The sequence below is a fragment of the Paenibacillus sp. GD4 genome, from assembly GCF_030846225.1.
GTDB classification, from domain to species: domain Bacteria; phylum Bacillota; class Bacilli; order Paenibacillales; family NBRC-103111; genus Paenibacillus_G; species Paenibacillus_G silviterrae.
Map to the genome: position 1 here is coordinate 3001007 of NZ_JAVCYK010000001.1, position 17351 is coordinate 3018357.

Annotated in this window: 11 protein-coding genes, 1 pseudogene, 1 riboswitch and 2 other annotated features (1 of these 15 cut by a window edge); of the genes and pseudogenes, 10 read left to right on the forward strand and 2 right to left on the reverse strand. The window is 55.1% G+C overall.

Annotated features, from left to right (window positions below):
• Positions 1-40 precede the first annotated feature (40 nt).
• Both RAC89_RS14425 and RAC89_RS14430 read right to left on the reverse strand, forming a co-directional pair.
• A complete protein-coding gene (locus RAC89_RS14425; RefSeq protein ID WP_306614249.1) occupies positions 41-1579 on the reverse strand; it encodes a hypothetical protein in 1539 nt (512 codons plus the stop codon).
• Between the two features lie 655 nt (positions 1580-2234).
• Positions 2235-3236, reverse strand: a pseudogene (locus tag RAC89_RS14430) (LCP family protein); the annotation flags it as partial.
• A gap of 218 nt (positions 3237-3454) precedes the next feature.
• Here RAC89_RS14430 and RAC89_RS14435 point away from each other — a divergent pair.
• The 10 genes from RAC89_RS14435 (at position 3455) to RAC89_RS14480 (ending at position 16763) form a co-directional block, all read left to right on the forward strand.
• Positions 3455-4498 carry an ABC transporter ATP-binding protein gene (locus RAC89_RS14435; protein ID WP_306614250.1) on the forward strand — a complete coding sequence of 348 codons (1044 nt, stop codon included), beginning with the start codon at positions 3455-3457 and terminating at the stop codon, positions 4496-4498.
• Entirely contained in the window at positions 4491-5285 is a 795-nt protein-coding gene (locus RAC89_RS14440) for an ABC transporter permease (protein WP_306614251.1), read from the forward strand. Before RAC89_RS14435 ends, RAC89_RS14440 begins: the two co-directional genes overlap by 8 nt.
• Before the next feature lie 4 nt (positions 5286-5289).
• Complete coding sequence (locus RAC89_RS14445; RefSeq protein ID WP_306614253.1) at positions 5290-6075, forward strand: ABC transporter permease; 786 nt, start codon at positions 5290-5292, stop codon at positions 6073-6075.
• Between the two features lie 81 nt (positions 6076-6156).
• Entirely contained in the window at positions 6157-6627 is a 471-nt protein-coding gene (gene bcp / locus RAC89_RS14450; RefSeq protein WP_306614255.1) for a thioredoxin-dependent thiol peroxidase, read from the forward strand.
• Between the two features lie 123 nt (positions 6628-6750).
• A complete protein-coding gene (locus tag RAC89_RS14455) occupies positions 6751-8265 on the forward strand; it encodes a polysaccharide deacetylase family protein (protein ID WP_306614257.1) in 1515 nt (504 codons plus the stop codon).
• Positions 8266-8369: 104 nt separating this feature from the next.
• Positions 8370-9362 carry an AAA family ATPase gene (locus RAC89_RS14460; protein ID WP_306614258.1) on the forward strand — a complete coding sequence of 331 codons (993 nt, stop codon included), beginning with the start codon at positions 8370-8372 and terminating at the stop codon, positions 9360-9362.
• 12 nt (positions 9363-9374) lie between these two features.
• Positions 9375-10583 carry a DUF58 domain-containing protein gene (locus RAC89_RS14465; protein ID WP_306614259.1) on the forward strand — a complete coding sequence of 403 codons (1209 nt, stop codon included), beginning with the start codon at positions 9375-9377 and terminating at the stop codon, positions 10581-10583.
• Positions 10564-12954: a transglutaminase-like domain-containing protein gene (locus RAC89_RS14470; RefSeq protein WP_306614261.1), complete on the forward strand. Its 2391-nt coding sequence runs from the start codon at positions 10564-10566 to the stop codon at positions 12952-12954. Before RAC89_RS14465 ends, RAC89_RS14470 begins: the two co-directional genes overlap by 20 nt.
• A gap of 533 nt (positions 12955-13487) precedes the next feature.
• Positions 13488-15026: a glutamine-hydrolyzing GMP synthase gene (gene guaA / locus RAC89_RS14475; protein WP_306614263.1), complete on the forward strand. Its 1539-nt coding sequence runs from the start codon at positions 13488-13490 to the stop codon at positions 15024-15026.
• 134 nt (positions 15027-15160) lie between these two features.
• Positions 15161-15261, forward strand: a riboswitch (purine riboswitch).
• Between the two features lie 107 nt (positions 15262-15368).
• Positions 15369-16763, forward strand: coding sequence for an NCS2 family permease (locus RAC89_RS14480; RefSeq protein WP_284643796.1), 1395 nt, complete (start codon positions 15369-15371; stop codon positions 16761-16763).
• A 140-nt stretch (positions 16764-16903) separates the two neighbouring features.
• Positions 16904-17182 (forward strand) — a binding site (T-box leader).
• A 115-nt stretch (positions 17183-17297) separates the two neighbouring features.
• Positions 17298-17351, forward strand: a binding site (T-box leader) (it continues 208 nt past the right edge of the window).

Sequence of the window (17351 nt, forward strand, 5' to 3'; positions counted from 1 at the left end):
GAACATTATAGCCATTTTGCGGAGGGAGGTAAACTGACGGTTACGGCTTGCCCGGAAGCTCATGCTTGGACAGGATGTAGATCCATGTGCCGTCACTGCTGGTACTGAACAGCATATCGCCTTGGTCAAGTCCAGCTACAAGCTGCTGAGCTTTGCGCTGGTCCGCATCATAGACAAAGAGACTTCCTTTGGGCGGGATCTTTTTGGCGTTTGCCTCTTCAAAATTGTAGTCCAAGTAAACATACCGGTGCGTCTTGCCCAGCCATATGCCTTGAAACCCGGAAGGGGCCTTCACCCCTTGAACAAGCTTGTCGTTATGATAAAGTCTGTCGGACGTGTCCACAGCATACACTCCGTCCCCTGAACGGTTCGTTTCAGGCTGCTCCTGCTGCTGCCAGCTTCCTTTGTCCCAGGAGTACACGTTCGCCGTCCAATCGAAGTTAGTATTCTTCATTAATAGTACACGGATTTCCTTGCCATTGTCTGTAAAAGGTACCGGCATCAGTCCGCTGCTCACCTGATTTTCCGGGACAGATCCGAGCAGCGCTTGAGGCATGCGTTTCGAGGTTCCGTCGGACAGCTTATATAAAATGAAATCTAAGTTAGCCGTCGTTTCCTTAGTCTCACCCACAGCCATAAGAACATATTCCCGGTTTTTGCTGAGAGAGGCCCCATGAACATAGTAGCCATCCACTTTAATTTTATGGGTCGTCGTACTGGATGGAACCGATTGAGTTGTCTCTTCATAAAAGAAGCCGCGTGTATCGGCGACGAATTGCCCCTGTCCTTGATACGTAGTGTGTAAAGTAACCGGATAATGCACCAGTTCTTTATTTGCGACATCATAGACGGAGTAATGCTTAAGGGAAGGAGCATCACATTCACAGTACCCGGTTGTGCGTGTTGCGATCACGTAATTCGGATCGCCGTCCAGCCTTTGAAACCAATAAGGCTCTGTGAAGCCGCTGACCTTCTCACGTTTCGCCCCATCAGCAGATACACGCCATAGCTGGGAAGGAGGATCGATAACGGCTTGAAAGGCGGGGACCTTCTCCAGAACGCTGCCGCCGGCGGTAAGCGATCCGCTTACATCGATTTGATAACGGAATAAAGGGTAATCCGGAAGCTTATTGATCACGGGCTCGGCTGTAACATGGAGCGTCCGATCGCTTTCCCACCGATACTGGAGCTTTACGTCGATTTTGGCAGCTGCGGGAGAAGAGGAAGCTTCGGGAATAAAAAGCTGCTTACGGATCGCTTGCTCCACGGAAGCCGTATTCATCGCATCACCGAAGCGAACCACGAGCTCTTGTTTCCCCGGGGAAACCAAGGTCGTAATGGGCGATTGCAGCCGGGGATCCGAGCTTAGATGCATACGAACCTCACCGGAGGGAATGCCATCCGCTTGGGGAGGCTTCAAAGGCTCCGCATTGGCATTGGGAGCCGTTGCCCCCGGTTCCGGTTTCGTAACGCCGGAGGGCGCAGGGGGCGTGTCATTCTCACAGGCAGCAAGGAGCAAGCCGCAGAGCAGAAGGATTCTTCCGATGCCTCGTTTCCGATGGATGATCTTATTCTCCATAGTTACCAAACCCCTTTATCCTATTCTGCTCTCATAGACGATGGCGGCTGGCAAAGGTTACAGCGGCTGCAGCCCAATTTATGGGGGAAATTGGGGGGCTGCGTAAAATGGATAGCAAGTAGTAATTTTACTGGATAAAAAAAGGAATGACAGAAGGGGGCTCCGGTCATTCCTTATCAACTTATTGTACTGTTTTTCTTGGCACAGGTGCTCCTGGAGTTGCCGGTTCATCGGTATTCGATCCCGATGCATCCGTGGTTCCTCCCGTACCGGTTTTCGTAGACGGGCTGGTCGTACCGGTGTTCGTCGTTTCCGTACGGGTCGGTGTTGGCGTCGGAACGGCCTTGGTATCATCCGGCGATGTTACCGCAGTGCCGCCGGTGTTCGATTCCGTTCCTGTTTTTGTTCCGGTCGTAGTGGATGGCTTCGTACCGGTACTTGTTCCGCCACCGGCTGTTCCGGTTACGGATGTACCCGTGCCCGTTGTGCTTGTGCCGGGCTTGGGCACTGCGTTAGCCGTACTTGTGCTGCCGTTCCCTGCCGTCGGGTTCGCAGTCGTCCCCTTGACGGACGTCGAGCCTGTGCTCGTGCTTGAGCCTGCTTTCGTACTGCCAGCCCCGCTGACCGTACCCAGAGACGGGGAGCTCTTCACGTTAGTGGTCGTCGCCGGCTTCTCGTGAATCGCCATAATCGGATCTTTGCCTTCAAACAAAGCCTTCACGTAGATCTTTAACCGATTCTGATCGACCCCGAGAACTTCGGCGCCGCCGACGCGTTTCTCCACAAGCAGCTCCTGCGGCGGCACTTGCTGACTGACCATCCCCTCGGTTTTCGCTTCATAGCCAAGCGTTCCCAGCTTCAGCATATCCATCGTCGAGAGGTTCGTCTCAATATAAGGATCGATACTGTTTAAAATTTTGGGAAGCCGGATCAGCGAGCCGGTGCTTTGCATTTTCGCGGCGACAGCCTGAAGGAACTTGCGCTGCCGCTCCGTGCGGGAGAAATCACTTAGGGCATCATGACGGAAGCGGACGTATTGCAGCGCCTTTTTGCCATCCAGCGTCTGCAGTCCTTTCTTCAAATCGATATCATATTCCGGACCGTCGTAAGCGTCCTTATATTTCATGTCCTTCTCCACATCGATCTCGATACCGCCGATAGCGTCAACCAGAGCAACGAAGCCTTTGAAGTCGGTGTACACGTAATATTGAATCGGAATGCCGAGCAGATCGCTTACCGTCTTCATCGCCAGGTTCGCGCCGCCCAAGGCATAAGCGACATTGATCCGGTCCTCGCCATGATCGGGAATTTTTACATACGTATCCCGCAAAATCGAGAACAAGTACGCCTTCTTCGTAGCAGGATCAATGGAGGCCACCATAATGGAGTCCGAACGCGGCACCTCATTCTTCTTCAAGCCGCGGGAGTCCCCTCCGAGAATCAGAACATTCACACGGTCCTTGCCCTCCCACTTGGGCGGGAGCAGAGATTCTCCATTTTTACTGCTTAGTTGACTGGGCCGGATACTGCCTATCTTCGTCGCGGGGTCCTCTTGAATGTTCTTTGCAAAGTTTAAAAAGGCATATGTATAATAGCCGATTGCAACCAGTACAATGAGTGACAGCGACAGCAATACCCATTTGAGCTTACGTACCATACGGATCCATTCCTTTCCTCCGTGGATTGTGTGTGAGTCGACGGTCGCTTTTCCTTCTCAGAGAGTTCGTGTATCATTACAAAGTAAACGTATTTAGGATTCGATTTTGTTGCAAAAACATGCTGTTTTTCGGCAGGAAACAATTTCATTCTATTATAAATGCTATGCATTCGACACTGCAAGCATCGTCAAAATATGACAGGAGGGGCAAAAGCATTATGCTGGCTATAGATGTAAAGGATTTGCGCAAGGAGTTTAAGGTGCAGAAAAACCGCGAGGGCCTCGGGGGCGCAATCCGCGATCTGTTTAACCGAGAGTATAACCAAGTTACGGCGGTAAAAGACATTAGCTTTCAAATTCCCCAAGGGGAAATTTGCGGATATATCGGTGAGAACGGGGCCGGAAAGTCCACGACGATCAAAATGCTGACAGGCATTCTCGTCCCTACCTCAGGACATATCAAGGTAAACGGTTATATCCCCTTTAAGGAGCGGGAGAAATTCGTCCGAGGAATCGGCGTGGTCTTCGGTCAGCGAAGCCAGCTCTGGTGGGACATCGGCGTCATCGAATCGTTCCAGCTGCTGCGCAAGGTGTACCGTGTTTCGGAGAGCGACTACAAGAGTCGATTGGACGAGCTCGTTGAGCGTTTGCAGCTTGGGGAACTGCTCAACCGCCCGGTGCGTAAGCTTAGTCTCGGTCAGCGCATGCGCTGTGAGCTGGCGGCTTCTCTGCTTCACAATCCGCAGATTTTGTTCCTGGACGAGCCGACGATCGGATTGGACATTGTAGTGAAGACGGAAATTCGCGAGTTCCTCAAATCAATGAATCAACGCTTCGGAACGACGATTCTGTTGACCACGCATGACCTTCAGGATATTGAAGCGCTCTGCTCCAGAGTCATTATGCTAGACGACGGCCGTATTATCTATGACGGCGGATTGGAGGAGCTGAAGGCCAAGTGGGGCAAAGGAAAGGAAGTCGTGCTGCAATTTCCTGAGCCCGTGCAGCTGGAGAGGCTGCAGGAGCTGACTCGCGGACTGGAAGTCGCTTGGAGCCTTGAGAATTCGTTAACCGGGAAAGTATGGATCCCTCAGCAAGTGAATGTATCCGAGGTGCTCAGCCGCGTCGTCGGTGTAATGAACATTGAGGATATCAAGATCGTCGAAACCAACACCGATGATATCGTACGCGAAATATATAAGTCCGGCACGGCGAATGTGGAACGGCCCAAACAGGAGCAGGGAGTGGCTGTCCATGCATAACGCGTACCTGGATATCATTCGGATGCGGTTTCTTATGATGCTTGCCTATCGTGTCAATTATTACAGCGGCATCATTATTTATGCGCTCAACATCGGCGCGTACTATTTTCTATGGAAGGCCATTTACGGAGCCAAGGAATTGCTGGGCGGCATGACCCTTACGCAGATGACGACCTACGTGGCCGTCTCGTGGATGGCACGGGCGTTTTATTTCAATAACTTGGACAGAGAGATTGCGAATGAGATAAAGGACGGCAGCGTGGCGATCCAATTCATTCGTCCTTATAACTATATTATTGTAAAAATGATGCAGGGCCTGGGCGAAGGTTTGTTTCGTTTGCTGCTGTTTACCACGCCGGGAATGGTCATTGTGACTTTGCTCTTCCCGGTTCGCCTTCCGACGGATCCGGGTGTGTGGGCAATCTTTCTCGTTATGCTGTTTTTCAGCTTCCTGATCAATTCGCAGATCAACATCATCACAGGGCTGTTCGCCTTCTTCCTAGAAAACAACGAAGGCATGATGCGCATGAAGCGTGTAGCGGTGGACTTGTTCTCGGGCCTGGTCGTACCGATGTCGTTCTTCCCCGGCTGGGCGGAGAGTGTGATGAAGCTGCTGCCGTTCCAAGCCATCACCTATTTGCCGGGCTCCGTTTTTACCGGGAAGGTCGCAGGCGACGCAGCATACCATGTGCTTGGCATTCAGCTGCTTTGGTTTGCGATTCTGATCATTCCGCTGTGGCTCTTGTGGCGCGGCGCGAGAACCCGTTTGTTCGTGCAGGGAGGGTAAGGGTATGTTCTATGCAGGATTACTGGTAGACTATTTGAAAAATTACATGAAAACGCGGCTTACGTACCGATCCGATTTTTGGATCGAAGTGATGTCCGACTTGCTTTTTAACGTGCTGAACCTGTTCTTCATCTTAATTGTATTCCAGCATACCGCCAGGATCGATGAGTGGACGGAGCAGCAGGTATTGTTTATCTATGGTTATTTTATGGTGCCCTATGGCTTGTTCATTACTTTTTTTAATTTGTGGGGCTTTAGCGAGAAGTATATCGTCAAAGGGGAGCTGGATCGGATCCTGACCAGGCCGGCGTACAATTTGATTCAGCTGATTTTGGAAAATATGGATCCTTCGTCTCTCTTCAGCGCACTCGTCGGTTTCCTGATTATGGTGTATTCCGGATCGCAGCTCGGTCTTGACCTGATGTGGTACGATCCTTTCGTATTCGTGGCGCTTGTGCTCGGCTCGATCATGATCTACGGAGGCGTCTATATTTTCTTTACGTCGCTTTCCTTCTTCTCGGACTCGCCTACGGGGATTTTGGCGCTGCTCTGGAACCTTCAGAACTACGGGCGGTATCCGATGACGATCTACAACCGTTTGCTCGGCTTTATGCTGACATGGGTTTTGCCGTTCGGTTTCGTCGGGTTCTACCCGGCGGCGTATTTCCTGGACCGGGCGAATTGGGGAATGTTCGCTCTGCTGACGCCCTTGGTCGGACTCGTATTCCTGACGTTCGGTTTAACGGTATGGAATTACGGTGTGAAAAGGTATCGCGGAGCGGGATCCTAGCGGACTCGAGCGGAAGCGGACTGGGAGAGAATGGACAGTGTTTGCGTGGGCTAGGGAATCTTGAAAGGAGCTGCAGCAAGAATGGCGCAAGTGGAAGTGGGCAAGCAGGTACCGAGCTTTACTCTCCCTGCATCGAATGGGGAAGAGGTATCGCTGGAGCAATATCGGGGTCAGAAGGTCGTGATCTACTTCTACCCCCAGGACAATACGCCGACCTGCACGCAGGAGTCATGTGATTTTCGCGATTACCATGGGGACTACCGCAAGCTGAATACGGCGGTTCTCGGCATCAGTCCGGACAAGCTGAGCTCGCACGATAAATTTATTGCAAAGTATGAGCTGCCGTTCCTTCTGCTATCCGATACGGAGCTTACGGTGTGCGAGCTGTTCGGGGTATGGAAGCTGAAGAAGCTTTACGGGAGAGAATACATGGGTGTGGAACGCTCCACCTTTCTCATTGATGAGCAAGGGGTGCTGGTGAAGGAATGGCGCAAGGTTCGGATCAAGAATCATGTAGCCGATGTGTTGGAGGCTATCAAGGCGCTGCCGTAAGTGAAGATGCAGGGGACCCGGGACGGGTCTCCTTTTCTTTTTCCAAAGATCGGCATACATTCGCATCGTCTCCCATATATTCTAGTAAACCCAAATTGCTAGAGTATACGGAGGGATTGTTCCATGACATCGAAGCTGAAGCTGTTTGTGAAAAATGGAATCCACAAGGCGATTTCCGCCATGCTGTCTGCAGTGCTGCTGCTGCTAATATGCCCGCCATGGCCTGCGCTGGCTGCAGTGTCATCGGAAGCAGAAGATCGGCAGCTTTTCGAGCAGCTTCAGCAGGGGAAGCGGGTCGATGCGGGACGAACCTATCAAACGGCCGAGAAGCCTACCGTTTATTTGACCTTTGATGACGGACCGAGCAAGCTGACTCCGGAGGTCCTGGATATTTTACATAGAGAGCAAGTGAAAGCAACCTTCTTCGTGCTGGGAGAGCAAGTGGAAGCAAGGCCGGAGCTGGTGAAGCGGATGGTGAAGGAAGGGCATGCTGTCGGGAATCACAGCTACAATCATGTGTACTCGGAGCTGTATGCCGGGTTCGGCAATTTCTGGCTGCAGCTGCAAAAGGCGGAGGAGGCGATTGCGAAAGCAGCCGGAGTAAGACCGCAGCTCGTAAGAGCACCGGGGGGAACCTTCGGGAATTTCGATGCTTTCTATTTCTACTATTTAGAGCAGGCAGGATATGAGGTGCATGACTGGAACATTGATAGCGAGGATGCACGGCGGGCGGGAATGACGGCGGAGGACATCTACGGGACCGTAGCCAAGGGACCTTTCCGGAAGGAAATGGTGGTGCTTATGCATGATAGCGGAGGTCATGGGGAAACCGTGAAGGCGCTTCCGAGGATCATCAAGCTGTTTAAGGAAAAGGGCTATGAGTTTGCTCCTCTCACCACGGAAGTGAAGCCGATTCAGTTCTCTTCCGGTAAACCGAAGTGGCCGCGGCAGGTAGCTGTGGAATCGTATCAACGGCAGCTTGCCATGGTTCAAGAGCAAACGGAGAAGAGAAAAGGCTGGGCGAAAGGGAACGAGGAGACTCAAAAAGGAGACGCGATGCAGCCAAGCGAAGGGGAAAAGGACAAAGCAGAAGAGCGGAAGCCTGCGGTGGCGCAGCTGAAGCTGCAGTTCGGCGACAAATCGCTGCTGCTGGAGCAGAACCGCTTCCTGCTGGGGGAGCAAAGCGTTCAGGTGCCCTTGCGTCAATTAACGGAGATGCTGGGGGGCAAAGTAGAGTGGAGGGACGAGGCGCGCACGGCGGCCGTACGTTTCGGCTTATATCAGGCGGAGTATGATCTCGGGCGGAGGGAGCTCCGCGTAACAAGACCTGCAGCAGGATTTTTGGGCTTTGGCTTGGGGCTGCATTTCGGCGGAGAGACCAAGAGACTGACACTTCCTGAAATGGATGTGCGCGAAGGAACCTTGTACGTTCCGCTCCAGAAGACGCTTGAGCTGTTAGGCCATCAGGTGATGTCCTTTGAGAAAGGAATTGCCGGCGAAGAGGCGCATGTTCGCATGGCCCTGCACAGCAGCTTCGGTGTAAATTGGAGCCGGGGGGCGGAGGCGCCGGTGGTGCCGAAGGATAGCGGTTATGTCATGAATCGGGCGGCGGAGTCTTTCACGGCGGCAGGTTTCTAGCTCTAGCAAGTCTAAGCGGCGGGGATTTTGTCCATACTGAAAAATAATAGAATGCAAGACTAGCAGGTCTTGTCGTTCGTAACTCGTTTAGGAGGATTTTCGGTATGCAAAAGCCATCATCCCTGCCGTCATCATCACCGTCGGTAGCACCGCAGCAGGTGCTCGATAGAATCCGATATCAAGTAGAGAAGGTCATCGTAGGAAAAAGAGAGGTTCTGGATCAGCTGCTCATCGCTTTGCTGTGCGGCGGGCATGTGTTGTTGGAGGATGTGCCGGGCGTAGGCAAAACAATGATCGTGCGCGCTCTTGCCCGGACGATCGATTGTGATTTTAAACGGGTGCAGTGCACGCCCGACTTGCTTCCGTCGGATGTGACCGGTGTCTCTGTCTATAATCAACGGTCCGCTGAATTTGAATTTCGGCCGGGTCCGTTGATGGCCCATATGGTGCTGGCGGACGAGCTGAACCGCACCTCCCCCCGTACGCAATCGGCGCTGCTGGAGGCGATGGAGGAGAAACGGGTCACGGTCGACGGAACGACCTACCCGCTGCCGGAGCCCTTTTTCCTTATGGCAACGCAGAACCCCGCTGATTTTGAAGGGACGTATTCGCTGCCCGAGGCGCAGCTCGACCGCTTCCTGCTGAAGCTCCGTCTAGGCTATCCGACGGCTTCGGAAGAGGCGGACATGCTCGGACGGATGTCGGAGCGGGAGCCGCTAAGCGCCGTAAGAGCGGTCGTGCTGCGGGAGGAGTTTCTGGCGCTGCAAAGGGAAGCCGAGCAAGCCCATGTCGACGAGGCAATTAAGCTGTATATCGTCGCTTTAACCTCTGCCACCCGTCAGCATGCCGAAGTGGCCCTAGGCGCAAGTCCCCGGGCATCCATCGCGCTTATGCGGGCGGCACAGGCGAAGGCCTTCCTTCTGGGGCGCACCTATGTCATTCCTGATGACGTGAAAAGCTTGGCCGTCGCCGTACTCGCTCATCGTCTGGTCCTGGCGCCGTCAGCCATCCTGGCAGGTCGTACGGCGGAAGAAGTGATGGCTTCGGTTGCCGCGAGCACCGTCGTTCCCATCCGGCGTATAGCGGCCGGGCGTTAGGGGGACGGGCCGATGGGTAACTTTCTTCGTATAGGCAGCCTGCTGATCGTGACGGCGGGCGCCTTGTGGCTCGCCATGGATCGCGGCGGACAGACGGCCTGGTTTGTCGTATATTCCCTTGGTTTCTTATGGGCTTACTTGGGGCTTGTCGTTTGGCAATGGCTCGGTCCGGTGCAGGTGGAGGCTCTTTCCGGTACAGGCTCCTGTGTGCGCGGCGAACGGCTGGAGGCCGGCTATGCGGTGCGGTTTGCCCGGCGTCCTCTCTTGGGCACGTGGATCGGGCTGGAGATCATTTGGCTGCACGCCGTAACGGAGGCGTGCCTCGTCATGCGTGACGCGGTGCCGGCCGGCCGCCGCCGCGAGGTGGTGTTCCGCGGACGGATGACGGCGCCGTCGCGCGGCGTGTATGCGCCGGACGCGGTAGTCGTCCGCGCGGGCGATGCCTTCGGCCTGCTGCGCCTCGAGCGCAGGCTGGAGGAGGGGGCGGCGGCACTGTACGTGCTGCCCCGCCCTTGGGCTGCCGCCGCTGCGGCGGCGGGCGAGATCGGCGGCCGCGGCGACGCGCGGCCGGTGGAGGTGCCGCAGGTGAGCGGCACCCGGCCTTATGCGCCAGGCGATCCGCTGCGCCGGATCCATTGGCGCAGCAGCGCGCGCACGGGCGACCTGCGCGCGAAGGAGCTGGAGCAGCCTGCCGCCGGGCGGCTGCTCCTGGTGCTGGACGCGGCCGGAGGCGCCTCCAGCCTGGGCTCCGCGGAGGCGGAGCTGAAGCTGGAGGCGGCGGTCGAGGCCGCGGCGGGATTGGCCAAGCAAGCGCTTGAGCTTGGCCGGGGGGTTCGCCTTGCCGTCGCGGACGGGCAAGGCCGGGTGTGGGAGGCGCAGCGCCGGGAGCGCCTCCCGGAGCTGCTGCGGCTGCTGGCCGCGGTGCCGGGCAGCGATGACCGTCCCGTGGGCGGGCTGCTGCTGCGCGAGGCGCAGCAGGCTGCCGGAGGGACGGTCACGCTGGTGACGGCACGCGCGGATGCGCAGCTGCCGGAGCTGCTGCGCCGGCTGCCCCGGGGCGCCGCGCAGGTGGTGTACGTGCACGGCCCGGGCGCGGTGTCCGGGGCCGTGCACGCCTGGAGGCGGCAGCTGGAAGCCTGCGGCTGCCGCGTTACGCTGCTGACGGCTCCCGAGCCGTCGCCGCCGAAAGGAGCGGGTGTCCATGCTATCGCCGGAGCATAGCTCGCCCCGCCGCTATCGGGCCACCTGGGCCGGCAATGCGGCGCTGAGCTTCCTGCTTTTCTCGCTGCTGCTCGAATGGCTGTATCCGCTGCGCCAGCTGTCGCGGGTGACCGAGGTGTATATGATCGGTCCCTTTATTGTCGCCTTCGCGCTGCTCCTGCTGGTCGATTCGATGCGTCCGCCGGGCTGGGTCGGCTGGCCGGTCAAGGTGCTGCTCCTTGTCAGCGTCACCGCTTACCTGCACGGAGGGGCGCAGGCGCTGCAGCCCGTCTGGTGGGAGATGTGGGCGGCGGAGCTGGCGCAGGACGGCGTTGAAGCCGTGCAGGGCCGCTGGGGCGCTTGGGAGGCGTCTACGCGGACGATGCTGTTTTTGGCCGGTTGGGCCTTTTTTATATCTATTGTTCAAACCTTTGTGCTGGAGCGGCATTATTTGTTCTGGTTCGTACTGCTCACGCTGGGGTATCTCGGCTTCCTGCAGTGGATGTTTGAGCTGGATCTGTGGTATGCGGTGATCCGGACGGTGGGAATCGGGCTGCTGCTGCAGGGCTGGATTCAATCGGGGATCTGGCGGCGATGGTCCGATGAACCGACCTATCAGCGGGAGGATTCGGAAGGTCGCAAGGTCACCGGGGTTCGTGCTCCCCTTTTGCTTGCCCTGGTTTGTGTCATCCTGGGGAGCTTGGGCGGCATGCTGCATCCGGCCGAGATGCGCCCTATGGATATGTCGAAGTCATATCAGGCCTGGGAGCAGTGGGTTACGGGAAAATACGGCAGCTCGGAGGGAGGAGCTTCTCAAGCCAGGACGGGGTACGGTACGGATGATACACTCTTGGGACAGCCGCTTACCTTGGATGATAAGCAGGCGTTTACCGCGGTAACCCCTAAGCTGACCTACTGGCGGGGCGAATCCAAGAGCTACTATACCGGGCACGGCTGGACGGAGCCCGAAGGCGCCCGCGTTCAAAATCTCAATGGAGCCGCCATGGCCAATCCCGAGGACCCGATCCACCGCAGTAAAGAGCTGCTTACACAGGAGATCCGTTTCCATGATCCTCGGTTGGCCCGGCAGTTATTTACCGGCGGAGAAATAACAAGTGTGGATGCGATGAGCACCGCGGATGGACGTCCCATTGCGGCGGACTGGGTTTGGCTTGGAGGGGAGTCCGGGAAGTATACGGTTCCGTCTATGGTAGACCCGATGATGTCTTATCGGGTTACGGTGCTGACGCCGCCGGATGCCTCAGCGATCCTTCCTGCGTCCGAACTGCTGTCCCCCGAAATGAAGTCGAAGTATCTGCAGCTTCCGGAAGGCTTGCCGGAACGCGTCAGGAGCTTGGCCGGGACCCTTACGTCGTCCGGTGGAACGCAGCTGGAGAAGACGGAGGCTGTCGTGCGGTATTTGCAGGAAAAATATAAGTACGCTCTGGACACTTCCCGGATTCCAAAGAGAGACGAAGATCTGGTCGATCGGTTTCTCTTTGAGCAGAAGGCCGGCTATTGCGATCATTTTTCCTCCGCTATGGTCGTGCTGTTGCGTGCTTCGGGTGTGCCGGCCCGCTGGGTCAAGGGGTTTGCTCCGGGGGATGTCAGCAACATCGAGCAGAGGGACGGCAAACCGCAATACACGGTTGAAGTGCGTAATAAGGATGCTCACTCTTGGGTGGAGGTGTATTTCCCGTCCTACGGATGGGTTCCGTTCGAGCCGACGCCCGGTTTCTCCGGGGGAGCGTTAACCGGTAACGGAACGCAGGCTTTGACAGCCGTGGCGGCAGCCACCACCAACGTAAGCTCTACGGCTTCGGCAAACGCTAGTGCCGCAGTTGCAGCTAACGGCTCAGAGGGAACTATGGTCCAACGACTAGCCCCGCTTGTCAGGCAGGCAGCCGTGCTTGCTGCAGAAGCTGCCGACAGAACAATGTTCTACATCGCTTCGATCGGTAAACGCGAGCTTGTCTACGTTATGGCGGGGACGGTGCTGCTGCCGATGATGGGAATGCTTCTGCTTTTGGCCTTTTCTTGGCGGCATTGGCGGAAGACTGTTGCTGCCGGAGCGGTTCAGCAGCAGGGTGACATGGGGCCTCAGCTCTTTTTCGTCAGCTTACGGCACCGGGCGATTCTCCTTTACGGTGAACGTCTTTGGAAGCGGATTGAGCGTACCTATGGGCGCAGTTCAAATACGCAAACCTTGCGGGAATACGCTGCAAAACATGCCGGGCAAGAGGAGTCCTCTCGACAGGCTTGGCTGCATTTTATTCGGCAGCTGGAGGTCTTGCGATACGAGCGGGAGGGAATTCGGTGCTCTCAGGTGAATCGGCGCAGCTTATACGAGGCGTGGCAGCAGCTGAAACGGTGCAAAGCATCAAAACATTGATCCTTCCGGTTGGGGGAGCCTAGGGCTCCTCTTTTTTTGGGGTTTCCCCATCCCACCAATCCAGCCAACCATTGCCTTCCTCCGCCCATCTTATCCGCCTCCCACCACCGCGCCCAAAATCTCCTCCACACCCTCATCAACCTCCCTCCGAATTATCCACCTGTGCACGCCGCCTAATCTCCATTTTCAAACATCCATATTTGTTCACTTGAATCGCTAGCCTCTCCACATATCCACACAAGGCAGCGACCGCCTCAATCAAGCTTATCCCCACTTCCTGTGCACTGTACGCAAGCCAGAGTTATCCAGATATCAACAGGAGAAACAGGCCTTCGTATACTTTTTCCGGGGTGGGCATTGCTGTTTAAGAAACGGAAGCTTATAATATTGTCTATTGAATTTAGTCATATTGAACGTATATCGCTTTTGGCTCTATACCGCTTCGCATGACCGAAGGGTAACGAAGCGTCTCAAGTCTCAAGGACGTTAGCGTTACTCATGGGAAGAACAAATATAAACAAATGGAGGAAATCATGGACAAGCCGAATGAAATTATTGTGGTGCTCGACTTTGGCGGACAGTATAACCAGTTGATCGCGCGCCGGATCCGGGATATGGGTGTGTATAGCGAGCTAGTTCCTTACAACACGCCTGTGGAGAAAATCAAAGCACTGCAGCCGAAAGGAATCGTCTTCTCCGGAGGTCCGGCTAGTGTGTACGGGGAGAACTCCCCTCTTGTAGATCCTGAAATCTACAACTTGGGTTTGCCGATCCTCGGCATTTGCTACGGCATGCAGATGATGGCGCACCAGCTGCAAGGCAAAGTGGAACGGGCAGGAAAGCGGGAGTACGGCAAGGCTGAAGTGGATTTCAACGATGCCTGCCACCTGGTGCACGGTCTTGAGAAGAAGCAAACGGTCTGGATGAGCCACAGCGACCTCGTCGTGGACCTGCCGGAAGGCTTTGTGCTGGATGCCAGCACGGAGCATGCCCCGGTAGCGGCGATGAGCCATCCGGAGAAGCGGATGTTTGCGGTCCAGTTCCATCCGGAGGTTCGCCATTCCGTCTACGGGAACGAAATGATTCACAACTTCCTTTATCGCATCTGCGGCTGCGAGGGCAACTGGAGCATGGAGACGTGGATTGAGGACACGGTGAAGGACATTCGTGCGGAGGTTGGGCAAGAGAAGGTGCTGTGTGCGCTAAGCGGCGGCGTAGATTCCTCCGTTGTAGCCATGCTGATCCATAAGGCGATCGGGTCCCAGCTGACCTGTATGTTTATCGACCATGGCTTGCTGCGCAAGGGCGAAGCCGAAAGCGTCATGGAAACCTTTGTCGGCAAGTTCGGTCTGACGGTTGTGAAGATCGATGCTCGGGAGCGTTTCATGAGCAAGCTCGCGGGTGTCGATGATCCGGAGCAAAAGCGCAAAATTATCGGTAACGAATTTATCCGCGTGTTTGAGGAAGAATCGGCGAAGTTCGACGACTTTGCATTCCTTGCACAAGGTACGCTCTATACGGATATTGTTGAGAGCGGCACGGCAACCGCCCAAACCATCAAGTCGCACCATAATGTCGGCGGCTTGCCGGAGGACATGAAGTTCAAGCTGGTAGAGCCTTTGAAGACGCTGTTCAAGGATGAAGTCCGCAAGGTAGGGGAAGAGTGCGGCTTGCCTGCTGAGATCGTATGGCGCCAGCCGTTCCCGGGTCCTGGTCTGGCGATTCGCGTACTGGGCGAGGTAACCGAGGACAAGCTGAAAATCGTTCGCGATTCGGATGCCATCCTGCGCGACGAAATCGCCAAAGCCGGCCTCGATCGCGAGATCTGGCAGTATTTCACGGCGCTGCCGAACATGAAGAGTGTAGGTGTTATGGGCGATGCCCGGACCTATTCCTACACCGTCGGCATTCGCGCGGTGACTTCCATCGACGGGATGACAGCCGACTGGGCGCGTATTCCGTGGGATGTGCTGGAGAAAATCTCCGTGCGCATCGTAAATGAAGTCGACAACGTGAACCGCGTCGTGTACGATATCACCTCCAAACCACCGGCTACCATCGAGTGGGAATAATGATAACGGACCTAGTCTCTCCGGTAAGGAGCGGCTGGGTCTTTCTTTTTCCGAACAGGAAGAGCATGGGAATACACGAATGTTCGGAAAAACCCGTTGACAAATTTCGTCATGACTCTTAGAATAAGTGTTGAAAAATAAGGGAATAACAGTTTCGTATAATCCCGGGAATCGGCCTGGGAGTTTCTACGAGGTCACCGTAAATGATCTGGCTACGAACAAGAAGAAGAATGGTGGACCGCCATGGGGCGCGTGCAGCTTTCTTTTTGCTTGGGGAGCCCAGGGGCATACGAACCTGGGTTTTTGTCGTTGTTCCACAAACCGCTGAGGGGGATTTGAGGAATGGATCGGTTTTTTAAGCTAAAGGAGAACGGCACGACGGTACGCACCGAGATTATGGCCGGTCTCACCACGTTCATGACGATGGCTTATATACTGGCCGTCAACCCGGACATCTTAAGTGCATTTAAGAGCGGGGCGACAGGACTCGACTGGACGTCGGTGTTCTTGGCCACAGCAATCGCGGCAGGCGTGATGACGATTGCGATGGGCTTGTTCGTGAACTTTCCGGTGGCGCTTGCTCCGGGGATGGGACTTAATGCTTATTTTGCTACGGTTGTGTTATCTTCCCAAGGTCAATTTACAGCGCAAATGGCTCTTACGGCTGTATTTTTGTCCGGTTTGATTTTTATCGTGCTGACGGTGACGAAGGTTCGCCAAATTTTGCTCGTTGCGGTTCCTGACAGCATCAAGCATTCGATTACAGTCGGTATCGGTTTGTTTATTACGATTATCGGTTTGAAGAACAGCGGCATCATGACGGTTGCCGTGGAATCGCAAAATCCGATTCCTGCGCATCAATACACGGACGTACTGGGCTTCGAAACGGTCATTCATATGGGCAGTCTGCACAATCCGGCTGTCATTCTGACCATCATTGGTATCTTGGCGATAGCGATTCTGATGGTGCTGCAGGTGCGCGGCGCGATTCTGATCGGGATCCTGCTTACGACGGTGATCGGTTACTTCATGGGCCAAGTGAATCTTGGCATGTTATCGGATCCTAAGACGACTTGGGTTCCGGATTTTGGAATGTTGAACTTCGGCCATTTTGATTTTGCTGGTATTATGAATGCGGGGATTATTTCCGTTATTTTGACCTTCACTTTCGTAGAGCTGTTTGATACGTTCGGTACGCTGGTCGGTACGGCCAACCGCGCCGGCTTCATGAAGAACAAGGAAGAAGGCAACAAGAAGGTCGGCAAGGCGATGATGGTGGATGCCGTCGGCGTCAGCGCCGGTGCGCTGGTCGGTACCAGTACGGTGACGGCTTTCGTGGAAAGCTCCGCCGGTGTTGCTGAAGGCGGACGCACTGGTTTGACGGCGGTAACGACAGGCGTATGCTTCCTGCTTGCCCTGTTCTTGGCTCCGATTGCTGCCCTGGTTCCGGGCTCGGCTACTGCGGCTGCGCTGATCGTAGTCGGCGTGCTGATGATGCAGGCTGTAAAGGAAATTGATTTCCAGGATTTCGTCTATGCGATTCCTTCGTTCCTGACGATTGCCCTGATGCCTTTCACATATAACATCGCCAACGGGATCTCCTTCGGTATCGTGACGTATGTGGTTCTTGCAACCGCAGCTCAATTGGGCGGCAAAGGCAAGTACCGTGTACATTGGCTGATGTGGGTTTTGGCGGTATTGATCGTGGCCCGTTATTTCTTCCTGACCGGTCACTAATCCAGGTTGGTTTACTAGCTCCGGTGTTCGAATCGATTCGAGCATCGGGGCTTTTTACATTTTTTCTAAATTTTATGAAAAAGGGCGGAATGATGTATTGACTTTCGTTTATGTGCATACTATAATCACAAACAATATCTGTAAACGCAACGAACGGGAGCCAGTAACCTGATCTTCCTTGCCAGAGAGCTGCGGGTTGGTGCAACGCAGTCAAGGAATCGGTGAACCTCGCCCGGGAGCGGTGAAGCTGAAGGGACTCTCTGCTAGCGGGAGTGCTTTGTAAGCCTCAACGGGTCGCCCCCGTGATCGGGCGGTGCGGATCGGAGCATTCAGCCGATGGCACGCTGAGGGGCTTCGCATGAGAATGCGGGGCAACAAGAGTGGTACCGCGATAGGTTGATCAGCCTGTCGTCTCTTATGTTTATAAGAGGCGGCAGGTTTTTTTGATGTTTCGATGATTATTTTTAGCGCTCCGTTGACTTCGTCAAAAGTCGCTGCTAAAAACAATCATCTCCACGTAAGCTAACTAAAAATTTTAACGCGAGGAACGGGAGTAGTAAAGCGAATCGGCTTATCAGAGAGCTGCGG

Excerpts from the sequence above, each read along its gene's own strand:
- bcp (WP_306614255.1), top strand. The coding sequence starts at position 6,157 with ATGGCGCAAGTGGAAGTGGGCAAGCAGGTACCGAGCTTTACTCTCCCT.
- RAC89_RS14470 (WP_306614261.1), top strand. The coding sequence starts at position 10,564 with ATGCTATCGCCGGAGCATAGCTCGCCCCGCCGCTATCGGGCCACCTGG.
- RAC89_RS14445 (WP_306614253.1), top strand. The coding sequence starts at position 5,290 with ATGTTCTATGCAGGATTACTGGTAGACTATTTGAAAAATTACATGAAA.
- RAC89_RS14480 (WP_284643796.1), top strand. The coding sequence starts at position 15,369 with ATGGATCGGTTTTTTAAGCTAAAGGAGAACGGCACGACGGTACGCACC.
- guaA (WP_306614263.1), top strand. The coding sequence starts at position 13,488 with ATGGACAAGCCGAATGAAATTATTGTGGTGCTCGACTTTGGCGGACAG.
- RAC89_RS14440 (WP_306614251.1), top strand. The coding sequence starts at position 4,491 with ATGCATAACGCGTACCTGGATATCATTCGGATGCGGTTTCTTATGATG.
- RAC89_RS14460 (WP_306614258.1), top strand. The coding sequence starts at position 8,370 with ATGCAAAAGCCATCATCCCTGCCGTCATCATCACCGTCGGTAGCACCG.
- RAC89_RS14435 (WP_306614250.1), top strand. The coding sequence starts at position 3,455 with ATGCTGGCTATAGATGTAAAGGATTTGCGCAAGGAGTTTAAGGTGCAG.
- RAC89_RS14455 (WP_306614257.1), top strand. The coding sequence starts at position 6,751 with ATGACATCGAAGCTGAAGCTGTTTGTGAAAAATGGAATCCACAAGGCG.
- RAC89_RS14425 (WP_306614249.1), bottom strand. The coding sequence starts at position 1,579 with ATGGAGAATAAGATCATCCATCGGAAACGAGGCATCGGAAGAATCCTT.
- RAC89_RS14465 (WP_306614259.1), top strand. The coding sequence starts at position 9,375 with ATGGGTAACTTTCTTCGTATAGGCAGCCTGCTGATCGTGACGGCGGGC.